This window comes from uncultured Maribacter sp. (assembly GCF_963974015.1).
Taxonomy (GTDB): Bacteria; Bacteroidota; Bacteroidia; order Flavobacteriales; family Flavobacteriaceae; genus Maribacter.
Map to the genome: position 1 here is coordinate 455,161 of NZ_CAXBBZ010000001.1, position 13,904 is coordinate 469,064.

The 13,904-nt window shown below is 37.5% G+C and carries 9 protein-coding genes; 6 read left to right on the top strand and 3 right to left on the bottom strand.

Features of this window, described 5'->3' with window-relative positions; all coding sequences use genetic code 11:
* Positions 1-116: 116 nt before the first annotated feature.
* The gene (locus AACZ41_RS02075) at positions 117-407 is read left to right on the top strand and encodes a DUF2188 domain-containing protein (RefSeq protein ID WP_339626009.1); all 291 of its coding nucleotides are present in this window, start codon (positions 117-119) and stop codon (positions 405-407) included.
* Positions 408-531: 124 nt separating this feature from the next.
* Here the strand turns inward: AACZ41_RS02075 and AACZ41_RS02080 are convergent, their stop codons facing one another.
* The 3 genes from AACZ41_RS02080 to AACZ41_RS02090 all read right to left on the bottom strand — a co-directional run bounded on the left by AACZ41_RS02080 (position 532) and on the right by AACZ41_RS02090 (position 5,342).
* On the bottom strand, positions 532-2,214 hold the full coding sequence (locus AACZ41_RS02080; protein WP_339626011.1) for an ATP-binding protein: 1,683 nt from the start codon (positions 2,212-2,214) through the stop codon (positions 532-534).
* Positions 2,215-2,677: 463 nt separating this feature from the next.
* Complete coding sequence (locus AACZ41_RS02085) at positions 2,678-4,864, bottom strand: molybdopterin cofactor-binding domain-containing protein (RefSeq protein WP_339626013.1); 2,187 nt, start codon at positions 4,862-4,864, stop codon at positions 2,678-2,680.
* Positions 4,865-4,868: 4 nt separating this feature from the next.
* Positions 4,869-5,342 (bottom strand): (2Fe-2S)-binding protein, encoded by a 474-nt coding sequence (locus AACZ41_RS02090; RefSeq protein WP_079511603.1) that lies wholly within the window; start codon positions 5,340-5,342, stop codon positions 4,869-4,871.
* 475 nt (positions 5,343-5,817) lie between these two features.
* On the opposite strand from AACZ41_RS02090, the gene AACZ41_RS02095 reads away from it, so the two are divergent.
* Genes AACZ41_RS02095 through AACZ41_RS02115 form a run of 5 tightly spaced genes read left to right on the top strand, consistent with a single transcriptional unit; the run spans position 5,818 to position 13,889 of the window.
* Positions 5,818-8,124 (top strand): DEAD/DEAH box helicase family protein, encoded by a 2,307-nt coding sequence (locus tag AACZ41_RS02095; protein WP_339626018.1) that lies wholly within the window; start codon positions 5,818-5,820, stop codon positions 8,122-8,124.
* Positions 8,125-8,128: 4 nt separating this feature from the next.
* On the top strand, positions 8,129-9,874 hold the full coding sequence (locus AACZ41_RS02100; protein ID WP_339626020.1) for an AAA family ATPase: 1,746 nt from the start codon (positions 8,129-8,131) through the stop codon (positions 9,872-9,874).
* The gene (locus AACZ41_RS02105; protein WP_339626022.1) at positions 9,874-11,415 is read left to right on the top strand and encodes a class I SAM-dependent DNA methyltransferase; all 1,542 of its coding nucleotides are present in this window, start codon (positions 9,874-9,876) and stop codon (positions 11,413-11,415) included. The genes AACZ41_RS02100 and AACZ41_RS02105 overlap by 1 nt, the downstream gene beginning before the upstream one ends.
* A complete protein-coding gene (locus AACZ41_RS02110; RefSeq protein WP_339626024.1) occupies positions 11,408-12,550 on the top strand; it encodes a restriction endonuclease subunit S in 1,143 nt (380 codons plus the stop codon). The genes AACZ41_RS02105 and AACZ41_RS02110 overlap by 8 nt, the downstream gene beginning before the upstream one ends.
* Before the next feature lies 1 nt (position 12,551).
* On the top strand, positions 12,552-13,889 hold the full coding sequence (locus AACZ41_RS02115) for a hypothetical protein (protein ID WP_339626026.1): 1,338 nt from the start codon (positions 12,552-12,554) through the stop codon (positions 13,887-13,889).
* The last annotated feature ends 15 nt before the right edge of the window (positions 13,890-13,904 follow it).

Sequence of the window (13,904 nt, forward strand, 5' to 3'; positions counted from 1 at the left end):
ACTTCGAGTGAATTTTTGAGGTACGAGAAAATTAGTATCGAGAAGCTCGCGTGTTCCAAAGTTCGTTAACCATCTTCCCTGAAAATAGTATCTTCGAAAACTAGACGAAATGTACCATGCCCAAAAACAACGCTACCCAATCTTGGCTTACCATTTTAATTGAACTGGTAGAAGTTTTTTTTAATAGTGCTCGCCAAGGCAAAAGAGGACGAACATGGCACCAACATGTAGTACCCTATAAAAACGATTGGGCAGTACGGCGCGAAGGCAATAAACGCATTACCTCTAAACATAAACTACAGACTACTGCTATTAACAAAGCTAAACGCATTGCCCGCAAGTACCAAGCCGATGTCATTATTCATAGAGAAGATGGCACCATACGCGACCGCATAGGCTATGATTAAGTTAGGGTAAGGCGTAACAGGATGGTATCAACAAGATATTTAGAAGGAATACGAGCGAAACCCACTATCAGGCTTCAACTAATACATCGTTTTCCTTATGTTTACGGTAGGGGTATGCTAAAATTTAGGAAGCTAGCGGTAGATCTATCACCGCCTCAATTCTGTTGTACAGATCTTCGGGGTCAAAGGGTTTAAAAATAAATCCGTTCATACCACTCTGTTCTATCTTGCTCTTTACTTCTAAGAATACCGAGGCAGATAGCGCTAAAATTGGTAAGGTGGTATTGAATTTTCTTATTTCTATGGAAGAGGTATACCCATCCATTATGGGCATTTGAATATCCATAAGAACAGCACAGTAATCATTTTCTTTGACCATATTTACCGCCATGAGACCATCAAAGGCGACATCTACCACAAGGTTGGCCCTCTCTAATATCTGTTTGCCTACCATGATATTTATTTTGTTATCTTCTACGAGTAGTATTCTTCTACCTTTTAGATTACGCCCTTTTTTCCCATTATCTTGGTTCAACTTCTCGTTAGAAATAGACTTCACTTCTAAATCAAAGTAAAAACGACTACCCTGTGCTACTTCACTATCTATGTGTACTGTAGACCCCATGGCTTCTACGATACTTTTTACGATAGGAAGTCCCAATCCCGTACCACCATATAAGCGATTTGTACTAATAGAGGCTTGAGTAAATGGCTGCCATATTTTCTCTTGTTGTTCTTTTGTAATACCAATTCCCGTATCTATAATTTCGGTACGCATACACACATTACCATTGCGGTCTTCCTGTTTTGTAATTTTTAGGGTTACACTTCCTTGTTTCGTAAACTTTATGGCATTAGAGACCAGATTATTTATGACCTGGTTAAACCGGACAATATCTAACAACAACATTGGAAGTTTTTCGTCGACCTGTAATTTAAACGTAATCCCTTTCCCTAAACAACCTGGCTCATGAATCTTTTTTATCTGCTTTACAGCCGACATAACATCTGTAGGAATGGGATCAAGGGCTACACCGCTTGTTTCCATCTTGCTATAATCCAATACATTGTTCAGTAAATTCAATAGTATTTTGCCCGAGTAGTTTAGGGCATCTATATTTTCCTCTTGATTTGGTCTAGGATTCGTATCGCCCAAAATATGAGAGAGTCCTATAATAGCATTCATGGGCGTTCGTATCTCATGGCTCATCATACTTAGAAACTGTGACTTGGCATTAGATGCTTCAATGGCATCTTCCCGTTCATCTTGTATATTGGAATAATAGCGAGCATTGATCATGGAGAAAAATATCAATTGGTAGGTCACAAGCACCGCAGTAGTGAAAATAGATACGGGATAAATATATGTGGCTGCAAGTGTCGTATCCATCTTTGTGATGGTAAATAAATTAAAATCTGAAACATAGAGAAGAATCCAAAGTACTATGGATAGCACAGGAAAAAGTGCGACGTACGATTTTTCACGTCTAAATGAGAAAAACACAAAGGGTAATGCCATGGCAAATAGTAATATAAATTCAACACTACCTGCCTTTCCTATGAAAGAAGAAGTTAACACAACGCTAATATTAAAGGCGACTAGATAAACAAAACGTGCCAGAGTGAGGTTGCCTACCTTTGAGATGATAGCGGAACAGATGAAAAAAGGTATCGTTGCTGCAATGTACAAGCTCAATTCGTTCAAATTCAGACTTCTGGCCAGAAAAAACCATAGTGCCGAAATGCCCGTAGTGAATAGGGAAAGTATAAACACAAGTTTTACCCTACGTTGCGAGAATTCATTCATAGTGTGGATTAATTTAGGTTAAACGGAACTTAATTGGAAATCCTCAATATCTACTTTTTATAAGTAAATTCCTACAAAATGTTGTCAGTGGAGGTTAATCGCGTGCAAACACACGGATAAGTGAAGTGTACCCACTACGAAACGACCAGCTTTCTGTGTACCGGGGCTTCAAAACGGTACCCAGTTTTGCTCTAAACATTCTGAAAGGGAACCTTGTATCGAGAACTCCTTAGAACATGTATGCTTCTCGATACTTTTTCAATCTCACTCTCATTCGTTTGAAAACACTCGAAGTGACATCCGGGTTATTGTTTGTGTTTACGTATGGTCAGTTCGAGTAGATTGCTGCAAACGAATTGTATCGAGAACCTTTATTGTACGCTATCTTCTCGATACTAATTTCCTCGTACCTCGAAAATTCACTCGAAGTGACAAGGTGCTTTAGTTTTAACCTTTAAATACCTTAACTGTTCAAAACGGCCAAAACCCGTTCTGGGGTAAAGGGCAGGTGCCGTAACCGTTTGCCCGTTAACCGTAAAAAGGCATTGGCAATGGCCCCCGCCACCATGGGGGTAGCGGTTTCACCCACGCCTTCCGGATGCTCCGCAGATGGGAGGATCACCGTTTCAATACTATCGGGTACCTCTTGCATACGCAGAAGTTGGTAGTCATTATAATTGCGTTGTTGTACCTGGCCATCCACCACCGTAATCTGTTCTTTGAGCACCGAGCTTATGCCCATAATAACCCCACCTTCCATTTGGGCTTTTACATTATCCGGTTGTATGACGACCCCGGCATCTAAAGCGATCCAAAAACGGTGCACCTTGATCGTACCCGAGGTGCGGTCTACCGAAATCTCACACACGCCCGTACCCAACGAACCGTGCTCCACAAAGGCAACCCCCTTGGCGCGGCCTTCGGGTAATGGGGCGTTCCAATCCGAGATTTCGGCCACCTTTTCCAGCGTTGCCAAGGCCCTGGTGGCGTTGACCATCAGTTTTCTTCGTAGGGCAATAGGGTCTACCCCCTGATCATGGGCCACCTCGTCCAACATGGCCTCAATCGCAAATTTATTAGGACCATGCCCTACCGAACGCCAGTGTTTTAAACGCACGCCATGGGAGGCCTCGCGCCATTCTACCCATTGGTTGGGTATCGCATAATGGTCGTTACGTGCGCCACTGGCCACTAAATTACCACCATCGCCTACCACACAATGGGAGAAACCGGTGAGGGTACCCTGGGCATCGGTACTTACTTTTAACCGTTGCAGAGTCAAGGGTCTGAAGCAGCCATAGGTTACATCATCTTCGCGCGTCCACACCAATTTCACCGGTTGTGGTGACATGGCCTGGGCCAAGCTGCCACATTCCACCACAAAATCGTTCATGCTCCGCCGTCCAAAGCCGCCGCCCAAATATTGCAGGTGCACGTTGACCGCCTCATGGGGAATGCCCAAAAGACCGGGAATACCTAATTTGGTATCCGGACCTTGCTGGCTGCCCACCCAGACTTCGGCACTCTGCCCATCTTGGGCCACCTGCACTATGGCATTGAGGGGTTCCATTTGAGCATGGTACACATAGTCGTTCTTAAAATCTGCCTCGTAGGTTTTGGCCGCCGTGCGCCATGCATGGTCTACATCACCCAATTCGTTAACGGTCTTGCCCTTTTCGGGGGCACTGGCCATCTTAGCATAGGTAGGGTAGATGTCTTGTGAGTTGAATCCCTTGGCCTGGGCATCGCCCCATTGGATAGCAAGGGCCTTTTTGGCGCTCAAGGCGGCCTCCAAGGTGTTGGCTACCACGCCAATGGCATAGTCAAAGGGCACTACTTTAAGCACTCCTTCCATGGCTAGGATGTCTTCTTCATTGGTTAAGGTGGGTGTTGCTCCGTGCAGGGCGCCCCGTTCCAAAAAGCCATAGACCATATTAGGCAAACGAAGATCCATGGCAAAGAGGGCACTGCCGTCCACTTTTTCGGGGATTTCCATTCGGGGAATCTGGCTGCCGATCAGTCGAAAATCTTTGGGGTCTTTTAATCCAGATTCGCTGAAATCGGGCAGGGTTTCAGGCATGGTCAAATAGGCCACCAAGGCGCCATAGCCTATTTTTTGGTCACTCTTTTCGTGGATGACCTCACTTGGGCCCGTGGTCAATTCACCAATGGGCACTTGCCAATGGGCCGCTGCGGAATGCAATAGCACATAACGGGCCTGTGCTCCTGCTTTTCGCATGACGGAGTAGTAGCTATTGGTGGTACGGCTACCCACGGTGAACATGAGTTTGGTACCGGGTTGCCAGCCTGGGGAGCCATAGATGTCCGCCTCCTGGGGCGAAAATTCCACATGCACTTTAGACCAGTCCGCATCCATTTCTTCGGCAAAGACCAAGGGCAGGGACGTCATAGATCCCTGACCCATTTCGGCCGCGGGATTGTAGATGGTGGTGTGGCCGTCTTCGGTGATGCGCACCCAAGCGGTGACGTCGTGTTTTGTGAGTTGGCGCTCAACCCCTTTGGAGTCGGTACAGGACAGTATATTGGGCAAAAGGCCGGAAGCCGTAATAAAAAGGGCCACGCCCCCTGAGGATTTTAAGAACTGCCTGCGGGCCATGGGGGATATCGCTTTGGTGCTTGTGTTTTTCATGGCCTTAGGAGGTTTTGGAGGTTTGTTCTTTGGCCATTTCAATGGCTTTTAGGATACGTAAATAGGTGCCACAACGGCACAGCACGCCGTTCATATAGCTTTTAATTTCTTCCCGTGAGGGATTTGGATTTGTTTCTAACAGCGCGGCCGCTTGCATGATCTGACCAGACTGGCAGTAGCCACATTGGGGGGCCTGTGCGGTAATCCATGCCTGCTGTACCGGATGGTCACCCTTTTCCGAAAGTCCTTCAATGGTCTTGATCTGTTGCCCCTTGGCCATCGTATCTACCTGAAGGATGCAGGCCCTCACAGGATTGCCATCAACATGGATGGTACACGTGCCGCACTGTGCAATACCACAGCCGTATTTGGTGCCGGTGAGACCCAGATGTTCCCGTAGCACCCAGAGCAAAGAGGTGCCCGGGGCCACATCAACCTCATGAGAGGTTCCGTTGATGTTCAGTGAATACGTAGCCATAATCATCTAGTTTCCGTGAAGTTAGCAAAAAAGAAGAAACGATGCCATCTGGGAATAAAATGGTTTTTTTAAAGGGGAGGAAACAAAAACTATCAGCTCGAGTGAATTTTTGAGGGACGAGAAAATTAGTATCGAGAAGCTCACGTGTACCAAAGCGTTCTCGACACAACGTCACTTTCAGGACGCCACTCGAACTGACCCTACGTTGTTTAAACCTATCATAACACAATTTACTTACCGTGGTTACGGGTTTCCGTAAGGTAAATACCAGTAGTCTGTTTAGATTTATTATTCTAACGTTAAAAAGCGTGTAAGAATTTTCTTTTCCCCTGCATTTTAAAGATGGTTTGTTTAAATTGGTGGTTGATAAAGACCCCTGACCTGATTTGTCAATTGAAGATGTATAATGAACCTTCGTATGTTAATAATGGTTGATTGTGCAATATATTTATTATTAAAAAGATAGGGAATATAAATGACCAGACATACCTCAGAATCAGATACAAGGGCGAATTTTATAGACCCTAAGTTAGTTGATAGTCATTGGGAACCAATACACATTATTAGAGAATATTATTTTACTGATGGTCGGAAACTATTAGGTAATAAAAGAGGTAAGCGCCTCTTCCTAGATTATTTATTAAAGTTCAATAATACAAATCTTGCTATTGTTGAGGCTAAAAAGCTTGGAGACCATCCTACAAAAGGTTTACAACAGGCTTTGGAATATGCCGAAAAATTGAAAATCAACTTTGTATACGCCACTAACGGAAAACGTATTTACGAATTTGATACAAGAGTTGGAAAAGGAGATTACATAGATAAGTTTCCTACACCTCAAGAACTATACAATAGATTATTTGGAAAGAAGAATGGATTAAAAGAACAACTACATAATATTCCATTTTTACTAACCGGTAATTTTGGTCCACGTTATTATCAGGAAATTGCCGTAAATAAAGTAATGGAAAGTATAGCTGATGGTGAAGACCGTATTCTTTTAACACTAGCTACCGGAACAGGAAAAACATTTATTTCGTTTCAGATTGTACACAAGCTATTAACGGCTAAATGGAATCTAGATGGTAATGATAGACGCCCAAGGGTTTTGTTTCTTGCTGATAGAAATGTATTAGCTGATCAAGCTATAAATACATTTAATCCGTATGAAAAAGATGTCATTAAAATTGATGGCGAAGAAGTACGCAAACGTAACGGAGTAGTCCCTACAAATGCTTACATCTTCTTTGCTATTTACCAGGCTATTGCAGAACGTGAAGATATAGGTGGTTACTACAAAGAATATCCAAGTGATTTTTTTGACTTGATTATTATAGATGAGTGTCATAGAGGAAGCGCAAATGAAGAAGGGTCTTGGAGAGCAATATTAGACCATTTTAAACCCGCCATTCATTTAGGTTTAACCGCAACACCTAAACGAGATGATAACGTAGACACCTATAAATATTTTGGTAAGCCTATTTACGAGTACTCACTTAAAGATGGTATTCAAGATGGATTTTTAACCCCTTATAAGGCAAAACGTGTTACTACCAATATAGACGAGTATATACACACTAACGATAGTACGGTAATACAGGGTGAAGTAAAAAAAGACCGTTATGAAATTAAAGATTTCAATAAAAGCATCACTATTAATCAGCGAACGGAATTAGTTGCTAAAACACTACTAAACCATATAGGCAAGATGGATAAAACCATAGTCTTTTGTGCCAACCAAGACCATGCGTTAGACTTACGAGATTACATCAACAAACATAAAGAAGTCACTGACCCTAATTACTGTGTTCGGGTAACGAGCGATGAAGGTAAAAACGGACGTGAACTTCTAGAAAAATTTCAAGATAACGATAATGATATACCGGTAATTCTAACTTCCTCTAAGATGTTGACTACTGGTATTGATGCTAGAAATGTTAGAAATATTGTATTGACGGCTCCTATTGGCTCTATGGTTGAGTTTAAACAAATAATTGGTCGCGGTACACGGATTTTTGATGGTAAGGACTTTTTTACCATTATAGATTTCGTAGGTGCAACCAATCTCTTTTATGATGCTTCTTGGGACGGAGAACCAGAAGACCCAAAAGAGGATGGCTCAGGTGGTGAAGCCAAACCAAAATTGCCAAAGAAACCTGAGGTTAATGACCCAGATGAACCTTATGAGAAAAAAGAAAAATTGATTATAGAATTATCTAATGGGCGTCAATTAAAAGTAACAGATGTTGATACCCGCTATATAGATGAAAATGGAAAACCGTTAACCGCTCGTGAATTTCTTGAAAAATTAATTGGTGAGCTACCTGCTATTTATAAAGATGTAGCTCATTTGCGTAAAATTTGGTCTAACCCAGATACCCGTGCAGATTTACTGAAACAATTAGGGCAATTAGGTTTTGATAATGAGCAGCTCAATGATTTACGTAATATGATAGCCTCGCCAGACTGTGATATTTTTGATGTACTCTCTCATATATCGTTTAACACAAATTTAATGACTCGTAAACAACGGGTAAAATTTGTAAAAGACGAACCTGAATTTTTTGAAGTCTATAAAAACCTAGAAGCAAAAGAGTTTTTAGAGTTTATTTTAAAACATTACGAGGATTATGGTATTGAAGAGTTACAAAGAGATAAATTGGGCGATTTGGTAAAATTAAAACTAGGCACATCTAAAGATGCTAAAACTGCTTTTGGTGATATGAAAACCCTTTTAGGGGCTTATTATAAATTACAGGAAAATATTTATAGAGCAAGTTAGAATTATGGAAATAGCTTTTAAAAGTAAATTAGTAGAAGATGAGCAATCTTTAGATTTAACAAAAGGTCTAGTAACTTTTATAGGTCAAAACGGGTGTGGTAAATCCTCTATATTGGAAGCCATTTTTAAAAAGTATATAGAAGATGAGAATCTAAGAGTAATTTGTTTTTCATCCGGACAAAATGAACTTTTCACATCATTATTTAATCAACATAAAAAAGCTAATAGGCGTTATTTAAATGAGACAGAAGAATCCTCCATAAACTCATTTTATTTTAATTACGACTGGGTAAGAATGTTAGTTTTCTGGTCTACGATTTTTAAACCACATGGACTGGTTAGATCTTATTTGAAAACTGAAGGCTATATAGACACAGATGATTTAAATGATGATATTTCTTCAACATTACATTTTAGGTTTAGAATAAGAAAATATTACGTAGATAAAATTAAAAGAGAAATTGAAGAAGAAGAAAAAACTGATCAATCTGAAGAAGGATATGAATTCAATGATAATCAACTAAGAAAAACTAGTTTTCACGAAACTTTAGAAAAGATAATTGAAGTATTTAATATTGACTTTGATTTTTTAAATAACGATAATCTTTTCAAGCGTTGGCTAAAACTAAATTCTAAAAAAGCTTATGATGTATTCACTCATAAAGATATTAATAAGGTTTTTACCTTTTGGGCACTTGCTGCAAATGGATGGACCGCGAATGCCGAATTATGGGAATGTGAACTTAGATTTAAGGATAATTTGGAATTCAGTTCTTTAAGTGACGGTGAATATCAATTACTTGCAATTTATGCAATTATAGATCTCTTTGACTCTGAAACTACTATTTTTCTATTTGATGAAATTGACTCTCATCTGTATTATGAGAATATAGAAAAATTATGGAGTGTTTTAAAAAAAGCTTCTGGAAAAATTATTACCACTACACATATTTCTGATTCAATACTTCAGAATGAAATTGATAGTATAAAGCTTATTGAGAATGGTAGAATTGAATCAGAATTAACAATTAAAGAACTTTCGAAAAGGTTATCTAATATAGTAGGAAAAGAAACGTATGAAGTTAATGTAGCTTCAAGAATAAAAAAAATAGTTTTACTTGATGACCATGTAGATTGGCTTATTTTCAAAAAACTAGCATATAAAAAAATAGGTGATACTGTTACTCAAGTTTTTGATAAGATAATACCAATTAAAAGATCTTCTAGTTTTAAAACGACAGATGAGAAATTTGGAAAAGGAAAATTATTGTTTGTTGAAGATTTTAAAAACAATGCCCCAAATAACTTAATAACAGAAGATATTTTCTTGATTTGTGATAAAGATGATTTACCTCTTAATCAAGTAAAAGATGACTTTAAGGTGAATTTTCATAGTGATTTTAAGGATTTAAAGAGTTTTGTAATCAATGGTAAAACAACTAAATCTCATTTGTTAAGTTGGAAACGAAGAGAAATAGAAAATTACTTATTGAGTCCTACTATGCTCACACATTTTAATAAATTAGAAGAATTACAAAGCTTGTTTCCTTTAGTAAATTTAACCACAGGAAATACACTTGATGCTTCAGGTGACATTAGAGATTGCGATAGCAAAACTATTTTACATCCACTTTATAAAGATGGAGGTTTTGATGAAGAAAAATTAAACGAAATGATAGCTCAAATTCCTATTTCTGAAATTTCAAACGATATAGAATTAATGTACAATTATTTAAGAGATAATATATAATGAGTATACAAAACAATATAGATAGAATAACGGATATCCTACGTCGTGACGATGGTATATCAGGCGCTATGCACTACACAGAGCAAATCTCTTGGATTCTGTTTCTTAAATTTTTAAACGATTACGAAGACAATAAAGCAGACGAAGCCTATTTAGAAGGTACAGAGTACAACTATGTATTGCGTAAAGATTTACGTTGGCACCAATGGGCTTGCCCTAAAGATGAAGATGGTAAGCTAGATGTAAAACGTGCTTTAACAGGAGATGATTTAATAGATTTCGCTAACAAAACCTTGTTTCCGTATTTGCAAGCCTTTAAGGCAACTACCAACGACCCAAAAACGCTAACCTATAAAATAGGTGCTATTTTTGAGTATTTAGATAATAAAATAGTAAGCGGTCACACATTACGTGAAGTATTAGATATTATTGATGCTTTAGATTTTCAAAGTAGTGATGAGTTGTTTGAGTTGTCGCAAGTGTACGAAAGCCTACTTAAAGGAATGGGCAGCGATGGTGGAAATTCTGGTGAGTTTTACACACCAAGAGCCATAATTAAAGCAATGGTAGAAACCACAGATATTAAGGTTGGTGATACCATTTATGATGGAGCAGTTGGTTCTGGTGGTTTCTTGGTAGAAGCTTATGAGTATTTAATTGTCGGTAATAAAAAAGAGAATATATCAGCTAAAGATTGGGCAACCATCCAAAACGACACCTTTTTTGGGCAAGAAAAAACCAGTTTGGGTTACGTTATGGGGATGATGAACATGATTCTGCATGGTATAGAAAGTCCAAACGTATATAAAGGCAATACCTTAATACAAAATATACGCCATTTTCAAGAAAAAGATAGACACAATGTTATTTTAGCAAACCCACCATTTGGAGGAAAAGAAAAAAGCCAAATACAACAGAACTTCCCTGTAGAAAGTAACGCAACAGAGATTTTGTTTTTGCAGCATTTTATGAAAATGCTAAAACTAGAAGGTCGTGCGGCAATTGTAATCCCTGAAGGGGTCTTGTTTCAAACCAATAACGCCTTTACCAAAGTAAAGCAAACCTTGTTAGAAAACTTTAATGTACATACCATAGTAAGTTTGCCTGCTGGTGTGTTTTTACCGTATAGTGGTGTAAAAACCAATATTTTATATTTTGATAGAAAAGGTTCCACCCGTGACATTTGGTATTACGACGTCACACCACCTTATAAACTTACCAAAAACAAACCTATTGCTTACGAGCATATAGCAGATTTTGTACACCTATTCCACAACCCAAAAGAGCGTAATGCTACAAATGCTAAAGTGCCTGTCACTTCGAGTGATTCGAGAGGAACGAACGAATTGTATCGAGAAGATTGCAACGATTGGACGGTTAACGTAGCTGATATTAAAGACTACGACCTAAGCGCCAAAAACCCACACAAAGTAGTGGAGGTCATACACCAAACACCAAAAGATTTGCTTAAAGCCATTAAGCAAATCGATACTGAAATAAACACATTAATGAACCAAATAGAACAGTTGATTGATGGGTAAGTGGGAAGAAGTAAGTTTTGAAGAAGTTGTAGATAATTTCGATGGTAAACGAATTCCTATAAAGGCTTCTGAAAGGAAAAATTCAGAAGGTGGAAAGTATCCGTATTATGGTGCATCTGGAATAATTGATTACGTTGATGAATTCATTTTTGAAGGTGAGCACTTATTAATAAGTGAAGATGGAGCAAATTTATTAGCACGAGTTTATCCAATAGCATTTAAAGCTGATGGGAAATTTTGGGTAAATAATCACGCACATATTGTTAAAGCAAAAGAAGAAAAAACAACTAATGATTATTTAGAATATTATTTCTCTTCTATTGATATTTCTGAATATGTGACAGGTTCTGCTCAACCAAAGTTAAATCAAAAGAAGCTTAATTCAATCAGAATCCCGCTTCCACCATTACCAGAACAACAACGCATTGTAACCAAATTAGATGGTTTGTTTGCCAAAATAGATAAAACCATTAGCTTGTTAGAAGCCAATTTAACCCATACACAGGATTTGATGGGTTCTGTTTTGGATGAGGAATTTGGGAAACTTAATTGTAAAAGTTATTTATTGAAAAAGATTTCAGATAAAATACAATATGGTTATACCGGAAAAACAAAAGAAAAAGGGAAATATTATTATTTAAGAATAACGGATATTCAAGACGGTCAAGTCGATTTTGAAAAAGCACCGTTTTCAGATATATCCAATGAAGTAGCACCAAAATACATTTTAAATCAAGGAGATGTATTGTTCGCAAGAACAGGAGCTACAGCAGGAAAATCATATCTTTTTAATGATAAAGAACCATCAATTTTCGCTTCGTACTTAATAAGAGTTGTAGTCAAACAAGATATATTATCACCCAATTATTTGAAATGGTATTTTCAATCAGACGAATATTGGAGTCAAATTTTTGGCAATATTGTTGGTGCAGCACAACCTAATTTTAATGGTAAAAAACTAGGAGAACTTAATATTCCAGTTCCTAGTTTAGAAATTCAAAATAAATGTGTTTTAAACTTTGAAGAATATGACAAAGTAATTAGGAGTTCAATAGAAACTCAAACCCAAAAACTAAATCATTTAAAAGCTTTAAAAAGTAGTTTGTTAGATCAGGCATTTAAGGGAGAGTTGTAATATGAAATATTCGGGAGGCGACATAAAAAGATTAGGTGACTCAATTGTAGACAACAAAGGGTATCTAGAAGATTCTGAATTAGAAATTTTACAAGAATATCGTAAGTCATTTATCGAACCTTTAGCTACGACATTTAATAAACTTGTCAAAATAAAAAATAATGTCAGTAAAGACGGTATAATTGCCTTTCGACTAAAGCGTATAATTACCATAATAAACAAGGTCCTAAGAAACCCTCAAATGAATCTAAATCGTATGGGGGATATTGCAGGTATAAGGATAATACTAAATAGTGATGATCAAGTCTACCATGCATTAGAATCAATTGAGCAAGAATTTGAGCTTAGTGGAAAAATCAGAGATTATATAAAAGATCCAAAGCCTATAGGTTATAAAGGAGTTCATGTATATGTAAAAGACCCTAAATATGGTAAACGAATAGAAATTCAATTAAGAACAAGAGAATACCATAACTGGTCTACGTTAGTAGAAATAACTGACCTACTATATAGCACAAGACTAAAAGAGCTTGGTTATGAAAATAATCCAGAATTTGGAGAATTTCATCGGTTAATATCTAGTAAGGATGAATTATCAGAGAATCAAGCGAATCAACTTTATAATATCTTAGAAAAACATAATTTTATAGATAAGTTAAGTAAGACATTCCGAAGAAATAATGCTGAAGTTCAAAAACAATGGTATGCAGTAAGTACAAGAAGCCGATATTTCTTAATCGAAAGTTCTACTGATGATGTTCCAAAACTAACAGGTTTCGTTAATTACGATCAAGCGGAAGAAGCTTACTTCAATTCTTATAAAAAAAATTCCGAAACACTTATAGTTTTAACAGCTATACAAAAACCGACTTTTGAGCAGATAAGTGTTGCCTACGCAAATTACATTCTTTCATATCATACATTTATTAAAGATATTGAACCGATAATAAAAACGCTGGCTATTGAGGCATTAGAACAAGGTAAAGTTAGAAAGTTTAAAAAAATATTTGAAACATACGAGGAGTTAGAAGCAAATAGTTTGATACATATTTTTATTGGTAAAGGTGGATTATCCGTTTTAAGAAAAAAAAATAAACTAATATTTTCTAGCTCCAATAAAATTTCCAGTAGAAAGAGAAAGATTATTAGAAAAGAAATTAATAATGAGTTGACCACAAGAATGAAAAATCACGGTCAGTTTATTAAGGAAATAAAGAGTTTAATTAATGGAATGCATCCAAAGAGTATTTTTTGCCGAATTTTTCTTAAAAGAAATGGAAAAAGATTGAAAAGAAGACTTAGAAATATTCAAGTCGAATTTGAAGAATATTCAGATTAAAAGGTAAAGGAATAT